The organism is Nostoc sp., from assembly GCF_036917435.1.
Lineage (GTDB): Bacteria > Cyanobacteriota > Cyanobacteriia > Cyanobacteriales > Nostocaceae > Nostoc.
Map to the genome: position 1 here is coordinate 33,552 of NZ_JBALDM010000014.1, position 23,959 is coordinate 57,510.

At 39.7% G+C, this 23,959-nt stretch carries 18 protein-coding genes; 11 read left to right on the forward strand and 7 right to left on the reverse strand.

What is annotated here, in order from left to right; translation table 11 throughout:
* Positions 1 to 409: 409 nt before the first annotated feature.
* A complete protein-coding gene (locus V7K98_RS06655; RefSeq protein ID WP_335020055.1) occupies positions 410 to 1,063 on the forward strand; it encodes a MotA/TolQ/ExbB proton channel family protein in 654 nt (217 codons plus the stop codon).
* Positions 1,047 to 1,448, forward strand: a complete 402-nt coding sequence (locus tag V7K98_RS06660; RefSeq protein ID WP_335020057.1) for an ExbD/TolR family protein — start codon at positions 1,047 to 1,049, stop codon at positions 1,446 to 1,448. Before V7K98_RS06655 ends, V7K98_RS06660 begins: the two co-directional genes overlap by 17 nt.
* Before the next feature lie 85 nt (positions 1,449 to 1,533).
* Here the strand turns inward: V7K98_RS06660 and V7K98_RS06665 are convergent, their stop codons facing one another.
* The 5 genes from V7K98_RS06665 to V7K98_RS06685 all read right to left on the reverse strand — a co-directional run bounded on the left by V7K98_RS06665 (position 1,534) and on the right by V7K98_RS06685 (position 6,020).
* Entirely contained in the window at positions 1,534 to 2,301 is a 768-nt protein-coding gene (locus tag V7K98_RS06665) for a thioesterase II family protein (RefSeq protein ID WP_335020059.1), read from the reverse strand.
* Between the two features lie 265 nt (positions 2,302 to 2,566).
* Entirely contained in the window at positions 2,567 to 2,758 is a 192-nt protein-coding gene (locus V7K98_RS06670) for a YqaE/Pmp3 family membrane protein (protein ID WP_335020061.1), read from the reverse strand.
* A 127-nt stretch (positions 2,759 to 2,885) separates the two neighbouring features.
* On the reverse strand, positions 2,886 to 3,284 hold the full coding sequence (locus V7K98_RS06675; RefSeq protein WP_335020063.1) for a phage holin family protein: 399 nt from the start codon (positions 3,282 to 3,284) through the stop codon (positions 2,886 to 2,888).
* A gap of 221 nt (positions 3,285 to 3,505) precedes the next feature.
* On the reverse strand, positions 3,506 to 3,847 hold the full coding sequence (locus tag V7K98_RS06680) for a 2Fe-2S iron-sulfur cluster-binding protein (RefSeq protein WP_335020065.1): 342 nt from the start codon (positions 3,845 to 3,847) through the stop codon (positions 3,506 to 3,508).
* A 13-nt stretch (positions 3,848 to 3,860) separates the two neighbouring features.
* On the reverse strand, positions 3,861 to 6,020 hold the full coding sequence (locus V7K98_RS06685) for a Tex family protein (protein WP_335020067.1): 2,160 nt from the start codon (positions 6,018 to 6,020) through the stop codon (positions 3,861 to 3,863).
* A gap of 554 nt (positions 6,021 to 6,574) precedes the next feature.
* On the opposite strand from V7K98_RS06685, the gene V7K98_RS06690 reads away from it, so the two are divergent.
* The 7 genes from V7K98_RS06690 (at position 6,575) to V7K98_RS06720 (ending at position 15,852) form a co-directional block, all read left to right on the forward strand.
* Entirely contained in the window at positions 6,575 to 6,790 is a 216-nt protein-coding gene (locus V7K98_RS06690; protein ID WP_335020068.1) for a hypothetical protein, read from the forward strand.
* 2,534 nt (positions 6,791 to 9,324) lie between these two features.
* Positions 9,325 to 9,708 (forward strand): small multidrug resistance protein, encoded by a 384-nt coding sequence (locus V7K98_RS06695; RefSeq protein WP_335020070.1) that lies wholly within the window; start codon positions 9,325 to 9,327, stop codon positions 9,706 to 9,708.
* 36 nt (positions 9,709 to 9,744) lie between these two features.
* Entirely contained in the window at positions 9,745 to 10,101 is a 357-nt protein-coding gene (locus V7K98_RS06700; RefSeq protein ID WP_335020072.1) for an EamA family transporter, read from the forward strand.
* Between the two features lie 91 nt (positions 10,102 to 10,192).
* Positions 10,193 to 11,497, forward strand: a complete 1,305-nt coding sequence (locus V7K98_RS06705; protein WP_335020074.1) for an NAD(P)/FAD-dependent oxidoreductase — start codon at positions 10,193 to 10,195, stop codon at positions 11,495 to 11,497.
* Positions 11,498 to 11,541: 44 nt separating this feature from the next.
* The gene (locus tag V7K98_RS06710; RefSeq protein ID WP_335020076.1) at positions 11,542 to 12,366 is read left to right on the forward strand and encodes a glycosyltransferase family 2 protein; all 825 of its coding nucleotides are present in this window, start codon (positions 11,542 to 11,544) and stop codon (positions 12,364 to 12,366) included.
* Between the two features lie 463 nt (positions 12,367 to 12,829).
* Positions 12,830 to 14,302 (forward strand): TldD/PmbA family protein, encoded by a 1,473-nt coding sequence (locus V7K98_RS06715; protein WP_335020078.1) that lies wholly within the window; start codon positions 12,830 to 12,832, stop codon positions 14,300 to 14,302.
* 209 nt (positions 14,303 to 14,511) lie between these two features.
* The gene (locus V7K98_RS06720; RefSeq protein ID WP_335020080.1) at positions 14,512 to 15,852 is read left to right on the forward strand and encodes a TldD/PmbA family protein; all 1,341 of its coding nucleotides are present in this window, start codon (positions 14,512 to 14,514) and stop codon (positions 15,850 to 15,852) included.
* A 211-nt stretch (positions 15,853 to 16,063) separates the two neighbouring features.
* Here V7K98_RS06720 and V7K98_RS06725 read toward each other — a convergent pair whose 3' ends face one another.
* Both V7K98_RS06725 and mgtE read right to left on the reverse strand, forming a co-directional pair.
* A complete protein-coding gene (locus V7K98_RS06725; protein WP_335020082.1) occupies positions 16,064 to 17,077 on the reverse strand; it encodes an aspartate carbamoyltransferase catalytic subunit in 1,014 nt (337 codons plus the stop codon).
* Between the two features lie 133 nt (positions 17,078 to 17,210).
* Positions 17,211 to 18,563 carry a magnesium transporter gene (gene mgtE / locus V7K98_RS06730; protein WP_335020084.1) on the reverse strand — a complete coding sequence of 451 codons (1,353 nt, stop codon included), beginning with the start codon at positions 18,561 to 18,563 and terminating at the stop codon, positions 17,211 to 17,213.
* Positions 18,564 to 18,950: 387 nt separating this feature from the next.
* Between mgtE and V7K98_RS06735 the strand changes: the two genes are divergently transcribed.
* Both V7K98_RS06735 and V7K98_RS06740 read left to right on the forward strand, forming a co-directional pair.
* Positions 18,951 to 20,300, forward strand: coding sequence for an ATP-binding protein (locus tag V7K98_RS06735; RefSeq protein WP_335020086.1), 1,350 nt, complete (start codon positions 18,951 to 18,953; stop codon positions 20,298 to 20,300).
* Positions 20,301 to 20,483: 183 nt separating this feature from the next.
* Positions 20,484 to 23,959, forward strand: a 3,476-nt coding sequence (locus V7K98_RS06740) for an nSTAND1 domain-containing NTPase (protein WP_442940400.1), incomplete at its 3' end; no start/stop codon positions are given.

Genomic DNA, 23,959 nt, shown 5'->3' on the forward strand with positions numbered 1-23,959 from the left:
CATCAGAAGTTCAAAGAGTCAGGAAAATTCTATATTCTGACTCCTAACTCCTACTGAGTCTAATGACTATCTGCAATTCTTGAGATATAAGCTCATAGCTATTGCTATCTATTCTCACTAATTTCTTTACATTAAAATGTATGCTTACGAATATGAAGTAAATAATTAAAATTTATTGAGATAGCCTTACGGAACCCCGCACTAGCAAAAACATCTTTTAAAATCAGCAATATCATGGTTTTTGGACAAAATTAATTTTTGTTTCAATTAATTTAATTATATGTAAAACAAATAAGTAAATAAAAACCATAATCATTATATTTGATATTCTATTGAGAATAACTTTCAGCTTTGAGCTAGATTCTGGTAGTCTGAGTTTTGTATTGTTAATGACGTTTAGAGGCACTACATGGGAATTCAGAAGTTGTTTGCAGCAGGCGGTATCGTCATGTGGCCCCTGTTTCTATTTTCGGTATTGGGTGTGGCACTGATCATCGAGCGGATAAGATTTTGGGTAAGGATCAATAAGCGTCAAAGCCGCGTGGTGCGAGATGTTTTGAATCTTTACCGTCTCGATAATGTTGTCGGTGCAATGGATAAACTTCAGAAAAATGCAGATTTGCCACTCGCCCGGATTTTTCTGGCGGCTTTAGAATTAGAGGAGCCAAATCCAGAGGAATTTCGTTTGGCATTAGAAAGCGAATCACAGGCTGAGATCCCTGTATTAAAACGTTTTCAAAACCTTTTCGAGACAATTATTAGTCTAGCGCCACTGTTGGGTCTTCTCGGCACTGTGTTAGGACTGATTGCCTCCTTTGCCTCCCTAAACCTTGGCGATGTGGGAGGTAGTAAAACAACTGGTGTTACATCTGGGATTAGTGAAGCTTTGGTATCAACCGCATCAGGATTGATCGTTGCTATATTCATACTCATGTTTGCCAATACCTTTAGGGGACTGTACCAACGGCAAATTGCATTAATTCAAGAGTATGGGGGACAGCTAGAATTACTCTACCGCCGTCGTTATGAACGAGGAGAAAAAACTTATGCGTCTACAAGATGAGCCAGAACTTCCACTCCAGATCAACATAGTGCCGATGATTGATGTGATTTTTGCAATTTTGACATTTTTTATCATGTCAACTCTGTTTTTAACTCGTTCAGAAGGGTTGCCAGTAAATTTACCGAAGGCAAGCACAGCAAAACAACAGCAAGTTCCTACTAAAATTACCATTACGGTAGATGAAAAAGAACAGGTAAGTCTGAACCGTAAACCAATTGCAGTTGATGATTTGACAGAGCAACTACGTGCTTTAGTTGGTTCTAAACCAGAAGTGTTGGTGATTATTAATGCTGATGAGAAAGTTGATTATGGGCGGGTAGTAGCGGTAATGGATCGGGTTCGTAAAGTTGAAGGGGCAAAATTAGCGATCGCTACCCAAAAATAAAAAGTAGAAATATTGTACATCAGAAGTTCAGAGAGTCAGGAAAATTCTATATTCTGGCTCCTAACTCCTTCTTATTTAATCACCACTACCAGCTACGCTTAGACATCTGCAATTCTTTAGATATAAGTTTAAATAATAATTCTTGGTGTGAATGGATAAAAAAGTGATCGCCGTTGAATTCATGTAATGAGAAAGCAGCGATTGTTTGTTCTCGCCATGCTTGCAAAGCTTCATGACTAACTTCTGTGTCTTGCAAAGCACCAAAAACAGTAATAGGACACTCCATTGGCTGTTTTTGAGTGTAAATATAAGTTTCTAGAACGGCAAAATCTGCCCGCAAAACGGGGAGAAACATCTGCATCAGTTCTGGATTTTCTAGCACTGCTTTGGGTGTACCATTGAGGCTGCGTAGCTCTGACTGCAAATCAGCGTCTGATAGGATGTGCAGGGGTGGTTTTGTGGGCTGGATTTGCGGGGCGCGACGAGCAGATATGAAGAGGTGAAAGGGAGTAAGACTATACTGAGAGCGAAGTAGACGGCTCAACTCAAAGCTAACTAATCCGCCCATGCTGTGACCGAAAAAGGCGAATGGTTTGTCTAAGTATGGCATGAGAACTGGAGCGATCGCTTCCACAAGAGGTTCTAATCGCTTCACAGGTGCTGACTTCATCTGCCTTCCCCGCCCCGGATATTCCACAGCACAGACTTCGATATTACTAGGTAGATTATTAGGCCAAGTGCGAAAAATTGCCGCGCTACCACCAGCGTAGGGGAAGCAGAATAAACGCAAGTTTGCTTGAGGATTTGGTTGGGGACAGATAACCCAGGAATTTAAGCTTGGTGTAATTGTCATATATAAACCCTGAATTAGCTGCCTTTTGTAGTTCTGCTTCATATCCTACCAAATGACAGCACAGGGGCAAGTATTTACTACTTTGAAAACTGTAAAAAACGTAATATTTTATTCTTGAGGCAGACATGTTGCTTAATTGGTTTTCTTCAGAGGCATCTTTCAATTCTGATTGCTATAGTTTTGCTAGAAAGTAAAATGGTGCGTTATGGATAAAGCCATAACGCACCATATTTAAGGTAAGGTTTATGAAAACTAATCTTACGTATTAGTAAGTACCACTTTCTCGATTCAGTTGTTCATCATGCTTGGCAATAACCCAAATTGCATGAATACTACCGGGTAGCCAACCTAGAACCGTGAGCAAAATGTTAATAAACAATGTTGGGCCCACTCCAACTGTCAGGAAAACGCCTAAAGGAGGCACTAACAAACCTAGAAGAAAACGAACTATTTTCATGATTTTACAACTTTGTAATTTTGTTTAGTTAGATTCTTTTGAAGATGCCGAATTAGGAAATCCACCTTCGGATATGTTCGTTGGAGTAGATAATTGATAAAAATACTCTTTCTACTCCTTTTAATATTTATCTAGAAGGTAATTCACCTTGGGTTTTGACAACACCACTGCCAGCTAAAAGATTTTTTTCAACAAAGTAGTTGGTAATGAAAGTGTTAGCAAAAGTTAGAATCACTGGCCCAAGTAGGAAACCGATAATTCCGCGAACTCCGAACCCAGGAACTACCACTGCTGCTAACCAAAAACACAAACCGTTGACGACGAGTGAAAATGCTCCAAATGATAGAAAGTTAAGCGGTAATGAAAGAGTAGATAGAACTGGTTTAACTGAACCGTTAATTAGACCAATTACTAAAGCGGCGATTATAGCTGCGGGGAAATTAGCAATATTAACGCCTGGAACAACTAAATCAACAATCAACAGGCTCAAAGCTGTAGCTAGGGCGGTTAATAATGGTGTCAACATTTTTCTGACCTAATCTTTTTTGTTTGTAACTTCTTATCTCATCTTTAACTATGTGCCAGACTTTCACCTCTCTTGCAAGATAGAATTTGCTTCTACCATTAGGTCTATTATTGAGAAAATTATAGGATTTACGCAAAACTACACGGGGTAGGGGCAATTCATGAATTGCCCTAAGAAGAAAATCTTTCTTTTTAGCTAAAACTTTACGCAAGTCCTATAATTTAATCAGATTTTCCAGAATCAGGCTGATAGTAAAGGGCTGACTTATATAAGACTTGTTCTTGATGGGTTTCTAAAGTGCAATTAGATAAGGGGTAAGTTACACAAGTAACAACATAACCAGCCTGTATTTCACTTGGACGGAGAAATTTTTGCTCACCTTGATTAACTTCACCGCTAATGAGTTTGGCGACACAAGCAGAACATTCGCCTTGTTTGCACCCAGATGGTAGACGGATACTAGCTTCTTCTGCTATATCCAGAATATATTGATCGTCTGGTACTTGGATGGTGCGATCTAACCCAAGTGTAGAATTGATGAATCGAACTTGATAAACTACCATCTGCTATTTCTAATTATTGTTTAACTGCTTTCATCGATAAACTAATCCGCTTTAGTTTCTCGTTTATTTCTAGCACCTGGACTTTAACTACTTGTCCGACTTTGACAACTTTGTTGGCATCGTCTACAAATCTATCAGCAAGTTGGGATATATGCACTAAGCCATCTTGATGTACGCCTATATCAACAAATGCGCCGAAGTTGGGGACATTCGTCACGATTCCTTCTAGTTCCATCCCCACCTTTAAGTCCCTAATTTCTTTAATTCCTTCTCTGAAGGTGGCATACTTAAACTCAGCCCGTGGATCTCTACCAGGTTTTTCTAGTTCGCTGAGGATGTCGCGCAGTGTGGGTTCCCCGACGCTATCGGTAACGTATTTCTTCAGGTTGGTCTTTTTGAGTTTTTCGGCAATTTCTGTCACCTGATTTAATGGCACATTTAGATCAGATGCGATCGCTTCTACTACAGAATAACTCTCTGGATGCACTGCTGTATTATCCAATGGATTGTCACCGCCGCGAATCCGTAGGAAACCCGCCGCTTGTTCAAAAGCCTTCGGCCCCAGCTTCGGAACTTTTAAAAGTTGGCGGCGATTTTTAAAGGCTCCATTTTGGTTACGATAGGTGACAATGTTATTGGCAACTGTTGCCGTAATCCCAGAGACGGATGTCAGAAGTTCTTTGGAGGCGGTGTTTAAATCCACGCCGACATAGTTCACACAGCTTTCTACAGTGTCATCCAATTTCTTTTTCAATAACTTCTGATCGACATCGTGCTGATATTGTCCCACGCCAATGGATTTGGGATCAATTTTCACCAGTTCGGCCAAAGGGTCTTGCAAACGGCGGCCGATGCTAATAGCACCGCGCACGGTAATATCTAAATCGGGAAACTCTTCTAGCGCTACAGTACTCGCAGAATATATAGATGCACCGGACTCATTCACCATCACCTTGACTGGTTTGCTTTCTATTGTTTGCAATACTTGCGTCACAAACTCCTCTGTCTCACGGGATGCTGTACCGTTACCAATGGCGATTAACTCAATCTTATATTTCTCAATCAGATTTTTGACAGTTTGTGCAGCTTTTGCGCGTTGTTCAGCCGCTTGGTGGGGAAAAACCGCTTGGTATTCCAAAAATTTTCCTGTTTGGTCGAGGACAGCAACTTTACACCCAGTTCTAAATCCAGGATCTATCGCCAGCGTTGGTTTCATTCCCGCCGGTGCAGACAGCAGCAATTCTCGCAAATTAGTTTCAAATGTCTTGATTGACTCTATATCTGCATATATTTTATTCTCAGAAATGACCTCTCCCATTAGAGAGACTTTCATTAAACGGTTAAATGCATCCTTCAACATCGCCTGATAAAAATCCCGAATTGGCCGAACATTGGTTTTAATTTCTTTCGACTCCAGATAGTAAAGTACCGTATCCTCATCGAAAGCGATTTCAAAGCTTAAGATTTTTTCAGTTTCACCCCGACACAACGCCAGCATATTATGCGGTGCAATATTTTTTACCCTAATTTTATAGTTACGGTACATCTCAAATTTGGTTGTCCCTTCGGGATAATCATCTTTGATGCGGGAGACGAATACTCCTTCTTCTAAAAGATAGTCGCGGATATATGCGCGTAATTCAGCTTTTTCGGCCACTTCTTCTGCTAAAATATCGGCCGCACCTTTAAGGGCTTCTTCTGCGGTTTTGACTCCCGTGGTTTCAGAAATATACTTAGCTGCTTCTTCCTCCAGGGATGCAGTTGCAGGATTTTTGATATTTAGTAACTTGATGAATTCCGCCAGTGCCTCAAGTCCTTTTTCTCTGGCGATAGTAGCGCGGGTACGTCGCTTTGGGCGATAGGGTAGATATAAATCCTCAAGTTCGGTTTTTTGTAAGCAGGATGAGATTTTAGCTTTGAGTTCATCTGTGAGTTTACCTTGCTGTGCGATCGCACTTAAGATCGCAGATTTTCGTTCTTCCAGTTCTGTTAAATAAGTATATCGATCAGCCAGTTCACGTAGTTGCACTTCATTCATCTCATCGGTGCGCTCTTTGCGGTAACGTGCAATAAAGGGAATTGTTGCACCCTCCGCCAAAAGTTCCAGCGCGTTTTGCACCTGATGGGGTTTGAGGTTTATTTCAGTTGCCAGTAGTTGAGGAATGTTCAGCATTAGGAGTCTAAAAGGAAAAAATGAAAATGCTACTTATAAAGGTAATATGCTAGACCCTTATCTTGGCGCAAGGATAAAATTTACAGCTAATTTACCAGATGATTTCTCACAAGAGTGCAATTAGCGACATAGACAAAATCCATCTACCCAAGTTTTAAACCCTATCAATCCACATAGGTAAAGTAAACTTGTATAATCTACTACGTATCAATCCTCGGTTGGGAGAGCGAAAAAACAACCACCTCAGAATCAATCATCTAATTTTATACTTAATTTAGCTACCTCTAAACTCTCTTCACTAACTCTAAACCTTGCTGGACGCAGCGCCATTAGAAAAGAGTTATTCGCCAAGCTTTTGCTGCTTCATCTATCGCAAGAATTATTCCAATTAGTGAAATCTACAAGGTTGTGTAGTTTTAATTTTCTATAATATTTATTTCGATCGACTGTTGTGCATAAAACCTTATTGGATGTAGAATTAAGCACGCTTACAAAAACAATCAATTTTGATTTGTTTTATAAATAAAACAACTTTTAACTCAGAGGTTAGGAATATGCCTTTGTTTTTCTTGATCCCACTATGTACTGCTTTAGCCACTGGCTACCTATTTAAAAAGAGTAGTGATGAAATTGCATATCTTGCAGGTGTATTCGCAGCTATTAGCTTGATATTAAGTTTAGTATTAGCACCCTGGCAAATTCAATTTGGATTGTTAATTATTGTCTTGATGATCACCAATAGGCTGTTGCGGGAGAATGAGCCTGAATAAACTGAAACTAGAGGGCAACAACCTAGATAAATTAAATAATACCAATCACCACCAATTAATTTATTCTCAACATTAAACTGCTAGAAATTATCAGACAGCTAGCACAATAATGTATTTAAAGACGGAAGTTGGTATTTTATTTATGGTAAATTATTCTCTGTGAGTCAGGGTTTAGGGACTTTATACTCATTTTTTAAATGAATATTTTCTAATGAAGGTAAGCATTTTTTTAAGTTTAGTCCATAAATGTGATGCTTAGAGGATGTTTGAAAAGTCATGATTGATGTATCAAATATTTTTACCCCACCCTAACCCTCCCCTTATAAAGGGGAGGGAACCGGATTTTCTTATTTCCCCCCTTTATAAGGGGGGACTAAGGGGGGTAATAATTCGATAAAAATTACAACATACCACTTTTCAAACAACCTCTTAGGTATTATTGAGCTTTTCTATCTATAAGGCAACGCCAACTTTGAAAAATATATTGATAATCAATCATAAGATTAAATAAAATATTTCAACTTATTTGGTGCTGTAATTAATCATCTAAGTTGTGTTTGAGATATCTGAGATTTAAAGATTTTTGTCGATAAATGCAAAACGATTCAGACTTTCAGACTCTCGGTTTTAATGTCTAAATTTATGGTTCTTCAGTACCTGTTATGCCAAATTATTAGTTAAACATCAAAACTTGGCTTCAAAATCAAGATTAAAACCCTAAATCACCCCCAAAGCTCTAAAATGTTAGTAAATAATGTTCATTCTTATTGCATAGCAATAGTTTCAGGGTATTTACAAGGTGATTTAGCATAATATGTAATGAAGAGCCAAATTTATTCCCGTAGGTAAGCAACATCAAAGAAGGCTCTTTGAGTTGTACTGAAATTTTTTAATCATATATAAGTCATATATAGGACTAATATTTGATTTCTAAAAAAATACGTAGGGTGCGTTAGCGACAGCGTAACGCACCAAACCCTGGATAATGGTGCGTTACGAACTTCGTTCTAACACACCCTACATAAGCTGAAAATACTTTAATTTGCATCCTCAAAAAAATAAATCTCTTGTGGGGTGGGCATCTTGCCCGCCCTAGCTGTGCAAATTAAATGCACGACAGCTTACTACATACCTAATTTTGTTCAAAAATCAAGTATGATTGCTATAGATTGTTGGCTATTTTTAATGTATGTCTGTATTATGCTATACTTTTTTATTGCCTGCACTGTTATTCGAGTTGAAACTCTGGTTTTTCTAACTCTTAGCTTGGGACTTTTAGAGCCTAATGCCAAATCGCTACTTCTACGAGTTTACTAGCTAGAAAGTTTTCATAAATCTACAAATTATTAAGAACAAAAATTTATAATATCCAGTATGGAAAATTTGCGACTTTGTAAAGTTTTTGTTTAAGTAGATTTTCAGTAAATAAATTTTTGATGAAGTCTTGCCATAAATATGCAACACGCTTTTATCGTGGTATTCTAGTTGGTAATTAATTATATGTAGTAATAAATTTTGAGGTAAAACTCTAATAAAAATTACGTCTGATTAAGAGAAACATTAAGAGAGGGTAATACTACAATAACGAAAAGACATTTCAAATCCGTTTAAATCAACGTAACCTGCGACTTGTTTACCAAACATTAGTTTACATTAGCTATTAGTCTCCTCAAATACTCCATTTGGACATTGAGTAAAACTAGAAACTTGTAAGCCTCGGTACTTTAGATTGAATTTATCTGTCTAGAATTTCCGTAGACAAGTATACTTCTGTTATTCATTGTGTTCCCATGTCTAAAAAGGGTATGTATGCATACTATTTTGGAGTAAAAATTTTATTAATCGGCTTAGTTTTCAGCCAAGGTTACAAATAGGTATGTGAGCCTAGATAAATTCTATGGTATCTCATAAAATTAATAAACTTTATTTGGAGAAAAGGAAGAACATTTATCAATCCAGTTAAGTTAATTGCTTGAGAGGTTCAGTAGTGTATTCAACAAGATTTTTTTTAGCAGGGTATAACTGATGAAAGTTAATTAATGGATTAATAAAAAATTATGGCAATCCACTTTTATTAGTTTAGCTATACCTGTTCAAAACGCAAGTCGAACCCAATTTTGAGTTGAGCAATGTCTACGATGCGCTACGCCTACGCACACTACTAAAACTTGTCCCGAGTGAATTTATATTTAGAATAGAATCATTAAACTTGCCTAGATATGCATCCACTATGACTTAGAAGAGTATAATCCAGTAAACCAATATAGCTTAATCTACTCCGATAATATAGTCAGTAGATAGAATACAGCAACCCTCCTACAATCTGCATAGTTTTGACTTGTCAACTCTCGGATATTAAATTTAATAGTTATTTTTATATCAGTCACATCAACATAGCCTTCATAGTTTTATTCTCTATTTAATGATGTGGAAGTTTGATTTTACGGCAGGTGTGGACGATATCTGAAAAATTCTAAACCCGATACTTTTGCTGTCAGGTTCATACCTACTATCTCGATTGAGGCAAATGCAATATGAAATATATAGGGCAAATTTCAAACTTTAAAATAATTCCCTACATTATCTTATTTATAAGTATATTATTGAGTATTTCTGGGCAATTGCTGATGAAATATACCATGAGTCATGCAGATGAGGGACTGTTTACTTGGGAATTTCTGCAAAAATTAGCATTAGCTGTTAGTGTTTATTGTTTGGGAATAGTAAATTGGATACTGGCTCTAAGAACGGTAAAATTGAGTATTGCTTATCCACTGACTAGTTTAAATTATGTCGGTATATTTTTCGGTTCATACTACTTTTTTCATGAGGTGATTACACCTACTCGGATTGTAGGAGTTATCACTATTTTTATGGGTATTATTTTAGTGGTTATTCCACTAAAAAAGTCTGTCTAAATTTATTTATAGTAAATCTACCAAACATCTTGAAAAATGAATATTATTACCTGGCTACTTTTAATGATTGTAGTTTTATTCGGAACCACAGCTAACGTATCACTAAAATATGGACTTCACATTTCTAGCTCTGTAGAGGGAGCAAACTCATCTATTTTAAATCTATTATTATCTCGTTATTTTATGATTTGGTTTATCTGCTATACATTGATGACTATATTGTGGCTTTATGTATTGCGGACAATTCCTCTAAGTCAAGCATTTCCAGTTCTAGGATTAATGTATGCATTAATCCCTATTGCTTCACACTATCTTTTAAAAGAGCAGGTTATGTTTAGCCAGTGGTTAGGAATTTCCATCATTATAACTGGTGTAATTCTGGTAGTAAACTAATAGCTAAACTGACAATTATTGAGGTTATTAATATTAAAAACCTCCGAATATAAATTTCAAAGCCATCCTTATAAAAATCTCAATTAAATTTATGAATATAGGTATCATTGGCGGAGGTATAACGGGGCTAGTATTAGCGCAACGTCTTGCACATCGAGGACATACCGTAACTGTATTCGATAGTAATAAACAGCTTGGTGGACTTACCACCTATCATGATTATGGGTTGTTTACTTGGGATCGTTTTTATCATGTTATCCTGCCTTCTGATACTCATTTAATCAATTTTCTTAGAGATATTGGTCTTGGAGATAAGCTACGTTGGCATCGAAGTCTAACAGGGTTTTATGACAATAAAAAGCTTTATTCTATTAGTAACACTATAGAATTTTTGCGCTTTCCTCTGTTTGGACTTATAGGCAAAATCAGATTAGCTTTTACTCTGCTATATGGTTCACGCCTTAATAACTGGCGGCGATTAGAGAAGATTTTAGTTGAAGATTGGCTATTAAAACTCGGTGGTAAAAACACATACGAAAAGCTTTGGAAACCCTTGCTTCTATCAAAATTAGGAGATAACTATAAGCGAATATCAGCAGTTTTTATTTGGGCTTATATTAAACGACTATTTTCAGCACGTGATTCTTCATTAAATAAAGAACAACTTGGTTATGTTTCAGGTGGTTATAAAACTGTTTTTGACCATATACAAAAATTAATTTACGCGGCTGGAGGTAATATTCGCACAGGGGTGACAGTAGAATATATCGCACCTCATCCAGGGGGTGGAATGTGGGTCGAATCTCAGGGTAAAAAGGAACATTTTGATAAAGTCATTTTCACTGGCCCAGTTAATATTTTGGAACAGGTTGCTGCTAAGGAACTAGTGAAAGTTTCAGACACCCATGAAACAGTAGAATACCTGGGTGTAATTTGCATGGTACTGATTACTCATAAGGCTTTAATTCCTTATTACGTAGTAAATATCGCCGATAAAAATATTCCTTTTACCGGTGTTATTGGTATGAGTAACTTAGTTTCTCTACAAGAGACAGCAGGATATCACATGACATTCCTACCAAAATATATCCTTTCCACTGACTCGTTGTTAAAACAGCCAGATGAGGAATTGCGTCAAATGTTTTTCCAGGGTATACGTTTGATGTTCCCGGAACTTAAATCAGATGACATTGTAGCAGCACACATAAATCGAGCTATTAAAGTGCAGCCACTACAAGTTTTAAATTATTCAAGCCTTGTTCCAAAAGTGAGTACTGAAAATGAAGATTTTTTCGTCGTCAATACCTCACAATTGGTCAATGATAGCGTCAACAACAACGCAGTTGTGCGACAGGTCGATGAATTTCTCAAGAAATCAACATTGTTGAATTCTTGAGATTTGAGTAATTGTATTTTATTTTAAAATCATACGAGGTCTTTATGAGTCTTTTTGTTCTTCTACCTGCATACAACGAGCAAGAATCAATTCGCCCCTTGTTCAAAAAATTTCAGACATTGCAGCAAATCTCTAATATGGAGATAAAACTAATTCTTGTTGATGATGGTAGTAGTGATGCAACTGCTCAGACTGCTTTAGAAGAAGCTCAATTCCGAGGAATATTACTTAAATTAGTCCAACATCCCAAGAATGCTGGTTTAGGGGAAGCAATTAAAACTGGTTTCACAACTTTCTTAGAAATTTCTAAAGAAGGCGATTTTTTAGCTGCAATGGATTGCGACAACACTCAACCACCAGAACTGTTAATCAAGATGTATGACACTATGATAGCTGGTAGCTATGATATTGCGATCGCATCTAGATACCGCAAAGGCTCTAAAGTCATAGGTTTATCAAAATTTAGAGAGATAATGAGTTACGGAGCTAGCTGGCTGTTTAGAATTGCCGCCCGTGTACCAGGTGTAAGAGACTATACTTGTGGTTATCGACTATATAACCGTACTTTCCTCAGTAAACTGGATATCTATTATGGGGACAATCTATTTACTGAAAGTGGATTTGCTTGCATGATAGATTTACTACTGAAAGCCAAAGTATTCAGACCAAAAATTGCAGAAATTCCAATGGTTTTGAGATATGACCAAAAGCCAAGCGCCAGCAAAATGAAAATTATGAAAACTATTGCTCAAACATTGAAGCTCCTGTATAAAAATCTATCATCTACAGCAAAAACTTCCAATTTAAGTCAGGCTTTCAATGAGCGACAAGCAGCAAGAATTCCGGTCAAAATGGCAAATCGCAAATAAACCTGAGAGTGATAGTTTAGATTAAATTAAGCGTTTCACCAAACAAGATTGTATATTTAGTAGGAGTTGGTTGATACTTAAGTAAGTAGGTCAAATTAAATATAAAACCTCACTCTGCCTCCAGCTTCCCTCTCCTTACTAACAAGAGGGATTGAGGGTGAAGTTTTATCTTATATTTAATTACGCCCATCGACTTAGACCATTTCCTAGCTCGTGACTCCCTTCATTGAGAAGAGTACTAATATTAGGCTCATCTAAATTTTCCACCGTCACCGTCAAGGGTGCGAACTTTCAAAACCTCAGCACGCCTTTGCGGGCTTTTTTATTGACAAGCTTTTTGAAAGAGGGTTAGGGAAATCCACACTACCTTTCTAGCGACTGTAGCTTTCACTGATTTGTTAGACTAAACACACCAGGATTTTTCAGTCAAATCTCTGAATTCCGCCAGCAGACGAGGCTACCCATGCTTACAAGTACGCTACTTCTCTCGAATCAACTTCCCACTTTACAATATTCCTCCACACCAGAGCGTTTCGATGAAACCTGGGAGGCCCCCCTGGCTACTCTCCTGGGATTAGGACGCGCCGCAGGTGCTGACTTTATCGAATTATTTTTAGAACGTCGCAACTATATTAGTTGTCTTGCAGAAGACGATTCCATCACCAGTATTTCACCAAGTCTGTCTACAGGTGCGGGAGTCAGAATATTTCGCGGCAAAGCCGATTGCTACGTCAGCACTAATGACCTTTCGTTTTCTGGTTTGAAAGCAGCTTTAGAAAAAGGTCTTTCTATCCTGGGATTGCAATTACCTACTGCTAAAGCTTTCATTCCAGAGATTAACCTGGAATTACTGAGAGATTACGCCACGAAAAGAGGTAAAGATGCATGGCTAGCAGTGTGTAGTTCCATCCGCGAAATGGGAGAAGTCCTTCTTGATGGAAATACTCACCTGAAGCAAAAAGCTAGCCACGTCCAATCGCGCCGTGCTAGCTATTTTCGGGATTGGCAAGAAGTTTTAATTGCCGCCAGTGACGGGACTTTTGCCCGTGATATTCGTCTCACCCAGTCGGTAGGATTTAACCTATTGTGTGCTGATGGTGCTAATCGTACCTCAATTGGCGATCGCGCGGGTAATACTAGCGATGCCAATTTCTTGAGAACTTGGGATTCTCAACAAGCTGCCGAAAAAATAGCAGAATCGGCTGGAAAAATGCTCTACGCCGATTACGTCGAATCAGGTACTTACCCGATTATTATGGCCAATCACTTTGGCGGTGTAATCTTCCATGAAGCCTGCGGACACCTGCTAGAAACAACTCAAATCGAACGCAATACTACTCCCTTTGCCGACAAAAAAGGCGAAAAAATTGCCCACGAAAGTTTAACCGCCTGGGATGAAGGGCGCTCTGAAAATGCTTTCGGGACAATTGATATGGATGACGAAGGTATGCCTGCTCAAAGAACCCTATTAATTGAAAAAGGCATTCTCAAAAACTTCTTAGCTGATAGAACAGGCTCTGCACGCACCGGACACCCTAGAACTGGAAGTGGCCGCCGCCAAAATTATACCTTTGCTGCTGCTAGTCGAATGCGTAATACTTATATTGATTCTGGCGAATATAGCACTGATGAATTATTTGCCTCTGTTGATAAAGGTATTTACTGTAAAAAAATGGGTGGTGGTAGTGTTGGTGCTACAGGCCAATTTAACTTTGGTGTTGATGAAGCTTATTTAATCGAAAATGGCAAAATCACCAAACCGCTAAAGGGAGCAATTTTGATTGGTGAAGCTAAGGAAATTATGAACAAAATTTCTATGTGTTCCCAAGATTTGGAAATTGCACCAGGTTTTTGTGGCTCTGTAAGTGGAAGTATTTACACCACTGTCGGACAACCCCACATCAAAGTTGATTCTATTACCGTAGGTGGACGATAAGAATTTTAGATTTTGGATTTTGGGTTTTGAATATTACAATCCAAAATCCAAAATGCTCAACCTCTCGGATTGTTTCGTGGGTTCAATCTCAGAATCTAAAATGTGTTGAACTATTTTCTCAGTCGAGAGAAATATAAGTAATAACATCCAAAATCTAATCTTCAAAAGAGAATCGCTTCCAATCCAAAATCTAAAATCCAAAATTGACTATGCCAAATATCAATGAGATTGCAAATTCTGCCAAGGATAATGCTAATAAACTTGGCATTAAAAAATTCGACATTTATGGCTCAACAATAGATGATACAAGCGTACAGGTAGACCAAGGTGAGCCAAAACAAGTTAAAGCATCAAATCGCTCTGGCGTTACTGTTCGTGTGTGGAATGAAGAAAATACAATGGGTGTCACCAGCACCACAGATGTAGACCCCAAGGGATTAGAATTAGCTTTGAAAACTGCTTACGAAGCCAGTTTTTTTGGTGTTAAAGAAAATGTTCCTGATTTTAGTCCCGAAGCGACTGTTTCCATTGTAAACAAACCTCAAGATAAGACACCCCAAGCACCTGTTGCTGAACTCATAGAAAAATTGTTGGTAGCTGAAAAAGAATTACTAGCAGCCCATCCAGCAATTAAAGGTGTACCTTATAATGGGTTATCGCAAAGAGATATTGACAGATTCTATCTCAATAGTGACGGTGCTGTGAGAACTGAATCTCACTCCTTAGCATCAGTTTATCTTTACAGTAAAACTGAAGAAGATGGAAAAAAACCGCGCAGTGCAGGTGCTTTTAGAATCAACCAAAGTTTAAATAATCTAGACATCAATGGTTGCATCAAAGAAACTGCCGATAAAACTATCAGCCACTTGAATTATGAAAAAATCAAGACTGGTAAATATCGAGTTGTTTTCTCAGCAGAAGCTTTCTTAAGTTTGTTGGGCGCTTTTTCTAATTTGTTTAACGCCCAAAGTATTTTGGATAATCAAAGCCTATCTACTCCTGATGATTTAGGTAAACAGATTGCTTCCTCTCTGCTTTCAGTTTATGACGATGCACTGCATCCAGCTAACGTAGGAGCAGAAACTTTTGATGGCGAGGGCACACCAACTCGTCAGATTTCGTTGATTGAAAATGGTGTTTTAAAAAGCTTTCTGCATAGTGCAGGGACTGCTAAAAGGTTGAATGCCCAACCTACAGGTAATGCTAGTATTGGTGCAAAAGTCAGCGTTAGTCCAAATTTTTATCACGTTTTCACAACAGCAACTTCTGAAGAAGAGTTGAGTTTAGAAACTGCGGAAAATGTGATTTTTATCGATGATTTACAAGCTCTCCATGCTGGAGTTAAATCCTTGCAAGGTTCCTTTTCTCTGCCGTTTGATGGTTGGCTAGTTAATAAGGGTGTCAGGACGAGTATTGAGTCAGCAACTGTTGCTGGCGATTTCTTGGAACTCTTAAAGTCAATTATTTATGTGGAAAAAGAAGCGGAGTTAACGCCAGGGGGAGTTTGCCCGAAAATCTGGGTTAATGAACTGTCAATTACTGGTGAATAAAGCTTGAAAAGCATCAGGTACAACCGTAAGGGCACGGCAGTGCTGTGCCCCTACACCAGGTGGTATTATAATGTCGTATGGCATTATCGCTATAAACGAACCGCAAAGAACGCAAAGAGCGCAAAGGTAAGAGAGTTATAAAGAGTTTGTGCGCCAGTCACATAAGTTTTTGGAAAATTGAAATGCTCCCACTGTTTTTACAATCCTGTTATTAAGCCTTGCCGCTACCTAACAAATACAGTAGAGCCATGCGAACGGCGATACCGCTAGTAACTTGCGATTGGATAAGACTAAATTCTGGATCATCCATCAATTCAGAACTAATTTCAACACCTCGATTAACTGGGCCTGGATGCAGAACTTTAACGTTAGGTTTACAAAGTCGCAATTTTGTGCGTGTAATGCCAAACAACTGATGATATTCTCGCAAACTTGGCAGCAAATGAGCCGTCATACGTTCTTTTTGTAGGCGTAGAGTCATTACAAAATCGGCATCTTGTAAAGCTGGTTCTAGCTGCCAGTGGAGAAAAAGTTGGGGAGTAGGTGAATAACTTCTGACTCCTAACTCTTCAGAGATATATTCAGCAAATAATTTGGGTAAGAGGGTGGGTGGGGCTGCAAGATGCACTTCGGCACCACTGGCAATTAAACTCCAAATATTCGATCGCGCCACACGAGAATGGAGAATATCTCCAACAATGGCAATCTTTTTTCCTTTTAAAAGTTCCAGTCGGGGGCTAGCGGGATCAATTAGAGTACAAATCGTAAATAAATCTAATAGTGCTTGAGAAGGATGTTCATGTTGACCATCACCAGCATTGAGGACACTGACTCGTACACCTAAACGATCCATTTCAGATGCGATCGCATTTGGTACTCCTGCCTCACGATGGCGGACTACCATAATATCAGTTCCCATTGCCAAATAAGTCTTCGCTGTGTCGAGAATTGTCTCTCCCTTCGTCATAGAAGATGTGGCTGCGGCGAAGTTGAGCGTATCTGCACTTAAGCGTTTCGCCGCGAGTTCAAAACTGCTGCGGGTGCGGGTAGAAGATTCAAAAAATAAATTCGCTACAACCTGTCCCTGCAAAGTTGGCACTTTCTTCGTCCGCCGCGATAGCACCTCTTGAAAAGAAGCCGCAGTTTGCAAAACGGTATCGTATTCAGTGGTAGTGAAGTCAGCTAGGGAAAGAATGTGATGACGATTCCAGGTGTTAGTAGGCATGTTTGGGGAGTGGGGAGGGGGGACTAGGGATTGGGGACTGGGGACTGGGGACTTGGAGGAGTGAGGGAGAAATAATCAATGCCCTATGCCCTATGCCCTATGCCCCATGCCCCATGCCCCATGCCCAATCCTTTCAAGTTGGTAAATGGAAAACTTTTAAAGCTAGAGAAATGAGGCTGAGGAACGTTAGAAATCCAATTGTATCTAGCATTGTAGTCACTAATGGGCCACTAACTAAAGCAGGATCGAGTTTCAAGCGTTTCAAACCCATTGGCAGTAACGTGCCGAGTGTAACAGCCACAATTGTATTAGTAGCCATGACCATGCCGGCAATTAAAGCCACCCATCGCTCTTGGGGACGCGCCCAAATTAAGGAAAGCAGGATCATTGTTGTGGCTAAAACTAGGGCTGTGGCTAAACCTGCTAAAAGTTCTTTGCGGAGAATTTTCAAGGTATCTTTGGGTGTTACCTCTCCTACTCCCAAGCTGCGAATTGTCACCGTTAATGATTGAATACCGACAGTACCACCAGTGTTAGAAAAAATCGGCATGATGACTGCTAAAACTGGCACTGCGGAGATTACAGATTGAAAAGGCGCGATCGCACTAGCAGCACCAATATACAATGCCATGATGCCTAACAACCAAGGCAAACGGTTGCGGATGGTGAGTAAGGGAGAGGATAAAGCGGCTTCATCACCACTCACACCCGCCAGTTTTTGAATATCTTCTGTGGCTTCCTCTTCTAAAATATCCATGACATCATCAATGGTGACAATGCCAACTAATCGATCTTCCCGATCGACGACGGGGATAGCAATTAAGTCGTAGCGCTGCATGATTCGCGCCACTTCTTCTTGAGGAGTTTCAGTTCTAACTTTGATGACGCGATCGCTAGAGATATCTTTGATGAAAACATCGGGAAAGGTAAACAGCAACTGACGCAGTGAAACTACTCTCACCAGCGTCCGGTTGTCGTCTGTAACGTAGGCGTAGTAAATCGACTCCTTGTCTTCATCCTGACGACGGATTTTACTTAGGGCTTCACCTACAGTCAAACCTTGTCGCAACCGGACATATTCGGTTGTCATCACCCGCCCAGCCGTGCCTTCTGGATAGCCGAGAATCGTTGCTGTTGCTTGCCTTTGTTCTGGACTCAGTTCTTGTAATAGCCGTTTGATTACCCCCGCAGGTAGTTCATCAAACAATTCTGCCCGTTCGTCGGGACTCATTGCTTCTACAAGTTGCACTACTTGAACATCATGCAGAGAATTAATTAGTTCTTCTTGCACCTCTGTTGGCAGATATTCAAATACATCTATTGCCTGATCTTTGTTGAGTAAACGGAATGCGATCGCGCGTTGTTTCTCAGGTAATTGTGTAATGTAATCTCCCACATCCACAGGTTGCAAGCGATTTAAATCCCATTTCAACTGGTTTAAATCGGTAGTATCAGTCAGCAAATCCCGAATATCTTGTGTGAGCATGATATATATCTCCTAAGTCTCCCCCGCGCTGGGAGACTTCCTCGCCAGTTCAGAGGAGGTTGATACTGCCATCTGGTGGACTATTGCCCATAAAATTTCAACAATTCAATATCGATATCTAAAATCAAGGAATCGCTAGTCATCATCCTAACCCGGAATAGTACTCTCCGGTAGATACTGAGAGTTTTGATCCCTTGGACATGGTGGTAAACCAAACTGTTCATTACCTCGTTTAATAATTGAATTTACCTAACAATACTGTTTGCTCACCTTTGAGGCAGCAAAAGCAAAAATTCTCCGAAATATTGAGATCCCAAGCTGTAAATAACTTTATCCTTTTAAACAAGGATATGTTAAGAGAATACGAGATAATTGCACTACCAGGTTATGCCCATAGATTTACGGGAATTTTATCAGGCTAGCGATCCCAGCAGAACTCTGTTTGTCAATAATAGCTCTGATGGCAAGTATTACATCGATTTTTCCTCGGTACGAGGTGGTGATATTCTTGGCAAGCTGAAGCAGAAGATTACTTTTTTTAAGCCCGATGAACCCACTTGCACTTTATTTACTGGGCATATTGGTTGTGGTAAATCGACAGAACTATTACGGTTACAGGCGGAACTGGAAAAGTTAGGCTTCCATGTCGTCTATTTTGAGTCCAGTGAAGACCTGGAAATGACTGATGTCGATATTGCTGATGTGCTGTTAGCGATCGCTCGTCGTGTGAGTCAAAGTCTGGATAAAATTACACTGGAGACACCCAACAAATTTAATGAGTTGCTCCAAGGTGCTTGGAAAATCTTAAACTCCGAGGTGACGGGGGTAAAAGTTAAGGTTCCCAATGTCGGCGATTTTGGTGTCACCTCTGAAAAAGAAAAGCTTTCTCTGTCTGTGGGTATTGGTGAAATCACCACCAAGATGAAAAATGACCCGACGCTGCGAGAAAAACTCAATCAATATTTAGCACCGCAAAAAACTAAACTGCTAGAAGCGATTAATCAAGAATTATTGGAACCTGCGATCGCTAAACTCAAACAGCAAGGTAAAAATGGTCTAGTGGTAATTGTCGATAATCTTGACCGCATAGATAATCGTGTCAAACCTTGGGGTCGTCCGCAGCAAGAATATTTATTTGTCGATCAAGGTGAGTTTTTGACCAAGCTTAATTGTCATCTCATCTATACCATGCCCTTGTCATTGAAGTTTTCCAACGATTACGGAATGCTGACTCAGCGTTTCCCAGAAGATCCCAAAGTGTTACCAATGGTACCTGTACAAAGAACTGATGGCAGTGTTCATACACAGGGAATGTCGCTCATGCAGCAGATGGTACTAGCAAGGGCTTTTCCTGACATCACACCAGAGGAGCGTTTAAATAAAATTACCGAGATTTTTGATAGTGCTGCTAGCCTAGAGCGGTTATGTAAAATGAGCGGTGGTCATGTGCGGGACGTGCTGAGGCTGCTAAATACCTGGATTATGGAAGAAATGAGTCTTCCCCTAACGGGTGATACCTTAGAGCAAGTTATTCGTTCTCGGCGGAATGAAATAATGTTGCCGATTTCTGATGATGAGTGGCAATTATTACGTCATGTCAAGGAAAAGAAAAAGGTAAGTGATGACCAAGGATATCAAAAACTGATCCGCAGTCGCTTTGTGTTTGAATATCGGGATGGTGGCGAGTCTTGGTTTGATGTTAATCCGATTTTGGCAGAAGCCAGGGAATTGCAATGAGGAATCAGGTAGTGTACAGACAAGTTGAATTACCCCCCTTAATCCCCCCTTGGAAAGGGGGGAAACCGGAAAATCTAGTTCCCTCCCCTTTACAAGGGGAGGGTTAGGGAGGGGTAATTCAATGACTGGTAGTGATTTCATCCTCTGCCTCCTACACTCTAGATTTACGTGAGCTTATCACTTATGACAGACTCGCAACCACCAGAAGATGACCATGTAAACAGCGATGTCTACGACGGGCTACACCTACGCTCTTTGGCACAATTAGCTTGGGCGATTGAATCCTCCGTGGGGCAGTTTAAGCTGATTTTGGCACGGTGTAATTATGCTAGCTTGCGCGATCGCCTTATTTCCAGATTGCAAGAAATTTGTCAAGTCGAAATTTGTGTTTTGGCGGTGCAGCAATCTAACAGGACTCTTTATACTGCCATTCAGGAAGAATTCGGCGAAGAGATACCAGCCTGTGTAATGGTTGTGGGTTTGGAGTCAGTGCAGAATTTGTCTGTGATGTTAACTTCGGCTAATCAGGTGCGGGAAGAGTTTCGCAAGAATTTTGCTTTTCCCTTAGTGTTGTGGATTGACGATGAAATCTATAAACAACTAATACAGCTTGCACCAGATTTGGAAAGTTGGGCAACTACGAGAAATTTTGATATATCAACACAAGAATTAGTAGATTTTGTCACCGAAACGGCTAATTCTTGGTTTGGGAATAACTTAAAACTTAGCGTAGATGTATATGTCAAACTGGAAAATGAGTTAGAAGCGGCGCAAAGATATTTACTCAATCAGCCAGATGTTTATAATTTAGAAATTCAAGCTAATTTAGAATCTTTATTAGGTTTTGTCAAACAGATAAACAATCAAAAAGATTCGGCGCTACAGCATTATCACAAAGCTTTAGGTATTTGGCAGCAAAAGAATAATTTAGAACGACAGATAAAAATCCTCGGTGAGATTGGCTTTTGCTGTTATCTCAAAGCTTTTAAACGTCAAGATATTAATCATCCAGATTGGCAAGCGACTTGGCATTATGTTCAAGAGTATATAAATTTTATTAGCCAGTTTCAAAGTCCAGATTTGATTGCTAATGCAGTAGTTAAATTCGGTGATATATTGCGAGAATTGCAAAAATGGGAACCGTTGCAGAGTCTTACAGAACAAGCTTTAGTAGTACATCAAACTAACAACCAGCTAAGAGAGTTAGCCAAGGATTACGGTTTTTTAGCTGAGGTGGCTTTGGCTAAAAGAAACTGGGTTGAAGCAAATCAGCTTGTTCAGCAAGCTTTGGAAGTTTTTGCTGCAATTCCCAATGTGGAATCAGCGAATATATCAGGGGTTTTAGCTGATATTCCCGAAAGAGTTTTAAAATCAAGAGATTTGAGCTTATATCAGTTTATCTTAGGTCGTTCTCAATACTGTTTAGGTCAAACTCAACAGGCAACTCTCAGCTTAGAAACTGCTAGAGATTTGGGTAATCCTCTAGAAGATGTCAGACTTTACTTGGAAATTTTGAGATTTTTACAGCAGCTTTACTTTGAGCGGAAAGAATATCTTAAAGCATACAAAATCAAACATAAACAGCGTTCTATTGAACAGCAATTCGGTTTGCGGGCTTTTATCGGTGCGGGTAGGTTAGAAGCTACAAAACAGGCGCTTGTAGAGACATTGCGCTCAAACTCTCCCCAAGGAAATATTGCTCCAGAAATTGCTGCATCTGGTCGCCTATTGGATGTGGAACGTTTAATTGAACGCATGGGTCGCCCTGATTATAAGTTGATAGTAATTCATGGGCAATCGGGTGTCGGCAAAAGTTCCCTGGTGAATGCGGGATTGGTGCCAGCTTTAAAGGATAAAGCGATCGGTGTTCAAGATTATTTGCCGATGGTAATGCGGGTTTACACTAACTGGGTGGAAGAATTGGGGAAGCTTTTGGAAAATGGGAGAGATGAGGGAGAGTTAGAATTTCAATTTTCACTCTCAGAAGCTCAACGTTCATCCTCCGAAGGTCAACTTCCACCCTCAGAAGCTCAACATTCATCCTCCGAAGGTCAACTTCCACCCTCAGAAGCTCAACGTTCACCCTCAGAAGCTCAACTTCCACCCTCAGAAGCTCAACTTCCACCTTCAGAAGCTCAACTTCCACCCTCAGAAGGTCAACTTTCACCCTCAGAAGGTCAACTTTCACCCTCAGAAGGTCAAACTACGCAATATTTAATATCCAAACTTAAAGAAAACGAACAGCACAACCTCCGCACAGTGTTAATTTTTGATCAATTTGAGGAATTTTTCTTTGTTTACACCGAACCTGCACAACGGAAGCAATTCTTTGAGTTTCTGGGAGAGTGTCTGAATGTTCTATCGGTGAAAGTTATCTTATCGCTGCGGGTAGATTACATCCATTACTTGCTGGAGTGCAATGATTTGTCCAGTCTCAAGATTATTGGCAATGACATTCTTAGTAATAATGTGCTTTACAAGTTGGGGAATTTCTCACCTGCTGATGCGAAGTCAATTATTCAGCGTTTAACTGAAAATACTAGTTTTCGCTTAGAGGATGCTTTAGTTGAACAACTGGTGCAAGATTTAGCCGGGGAATTGGGCGAAGTTCGTCCCATTGAGTTGCAGGTTGTGGGGGCGCAACTGCAAACGGAGAATATTACAACTCTGGCAGAATATCAGCAGCGTGGTACTAAAGACGAATTGGTTAAGCGTTATTTGGATGAAGTTGTTAATGATTGCGGGGTTGAGAATCAGCAAGCAGCAGAAATATTACTGTATTTGCTGACGGATGATAAAGGAACTCGCCCGTTAAAGACTCGCGCTGAGTTGGAACGCGATTTGATGCCGTATTTCTCGGAGATCCCCCCAACCCCCCTTAAAAAAGGGGGCTTAATTTCTTCTACCCCCTTTTTAAGGGGGTCAACCCAGGCGGGGGGATCAGAGGCTAGGGAAGATAAAGCTTTTGACATCAGCAAATTAGATTTGATTGTAGAAATTTTTGTCCAATCGGGCTTGGTGGTTTTGCTACCAGAGAACCCGGCTGACCGTTATCAACTGGTACATGACTACATCGCCGCCTTTATCCGCCAGCAGCAGGAACCGAAGTTAAAGCAGGTGATGGCGGAACTAGAAAAGGAACGAGAACAAAGAAAACTGAGTGACACGAAACTGAATAACTTTCTCAAACGCGCCCTTTTTGGTTCCGTCGCCGCAGGATTAGTATTAGCTGGGTTGGCAGGGTTATCATGGCGATCGGCAAAAGAGGCAAATGAGCAAAGAAAACAAGCCGATATTAATGAAATTAACGCCCTGAATAATTCTTCAGAAGCGTTTTTGGCATCTGGACAACATCCAGATGCCTTAATCGCAGCCTTAAAAGCAAGTAACAAACTCAAACTTACACCTTCGGCACTAGAAAGAAGCGATACCCGAATGCAAACTGTAGCAACTTTACGGCAAGCAGTTTACTTAAAGCCCAACGAGAAGAAAGAAAATCGTGCCATAGAAGTGAATACTTTAGAAGGTCATAGCAGTGTGGTCATTAGCGTCACCTACAGCCTCAATGGACAACAGTTAGCTTCTGCTAGTGACGACAAGACCATCAAAATCTGGGATGTCAGCAGTAGTAAACTCCTTAAAACCCTTACTGGTCATAG

Bases quoted from the DNA above. Each gene is read 5' to 3' on its own strand.
- V7K98_RS06655 (WP_335020055.1), top strand. From the start codon at position 410: ATGGGAATTCAGAAGTTGTTTGCAGCAGGCGGTATCGTCATGTGGCCC.
- V7K98_RS06660 (WP_335020057.1), top strand. From the start codon at position 1,047: ATGCGTCTACAAGATGAGCCAGAACTTCCACTCCAGATCAACATAGTG.
- V7K98_RS06665 (WP_335020059.1), bottom strand. From the start codon at position 2,301: ATGACAATTACACCAAGCTTAAATTCCTGGGTTATCTGTCCCCAACCA.
- V7K98_RS06670 (WP_335020061.1), bottom strand. From the start codon at position 2,758: ATGAAAATAGTTCGTTTTCTTCTAGGTTTGTTAGTGCCTCCTTTAGGC.
- V7K98_RS06675 (WP_335020063.1), bottom strand. From the start codon at position 3,284: ATGTTGACACCATTATTAACCGCCCTAGCTACAGCTTTGAGCCTGTTG.
- V7K98_RS06680 (WP_335020065.1), bottom strand. From the start codon at position 3,847: ATGGTAGTTTATCAAGTTCGATTCATCAATTCTACACTTGGGTTAGAT.
- V7K98_RS06685 (WP_335020067.1), bottom strand. From the start codon at position 6,020: ATGCTGAACATTCCTCAACTACTGGCAACTGAAATAAACCTCAAACCC.
- V7K98_RS06690 (WP_335020068.1), top strand. From the start codon at position 6,575: ATGCCTTTGTTTTTCTTGATCCCACTATGTACTGCTTTAGCCACTGGC.
- V7K98_RS06695 (WP_335020070.1), top strand. From the start codon at position 9,325: ATGAAATATATAGGGCAAATTTCAAACTTTAAAATAATTCCCTACATT.
- V7K98_RS06700 (WP_335020072.1), top strand. From the start codon at position 9,745: ATGAATATTATTACCTGGCTACTTTTAATGATTGTAGTTTTATTCGGA.
- V7K98_RS06705 (WP_335020074.1), top strand. From the start codon at position 10,193: ATGAATATAGGTATCATTGGCGGAGGTATAACGGGGCTAGTATTAGCG.
- V7K98_RS06710 (WP_335020076.1), top strand. From the start codon at position 11,542: ATGAGTCTTTTTGTTCTTCTACCTGCATACAACGAGCAAGAATCAATT.
- V7K98_RS06715 (WP_335020078.1), top strand. From the start codon at position 12,830: ATGCTTACAAGTACGCTACTTCTCTCGAATCAACTTCCCACTTTACAA.
- V7K98_RS06720 (WP_335020080.1), top strand. From the start codon at position 14,512: ATGCCAAATATCAATGAGATTGCAAATTCTGCCAAGGATAATGCTAAT.
- V7K98_RS06725 (WP_335020082.1), bottom strand. From the start codon at position 17,077: ATGCCTACTAACACCTGGAATCGTCATCACATTCTTTCCCTAGCTGAC.
- mgtE (WP_335020084.1), bottom strand. From the start codon at position 18,563: ATGCTCACACAAGATATTCGGGATTTGCTGACTGATACTACCGATTTA.
- V7K98_RS06735 (WP_335020086.1), top strand. From the start codon at position 18,951: ATGCCCATAGATTTACGGGAATTTTATCAGGCTAGCGATCCCAGCAGA.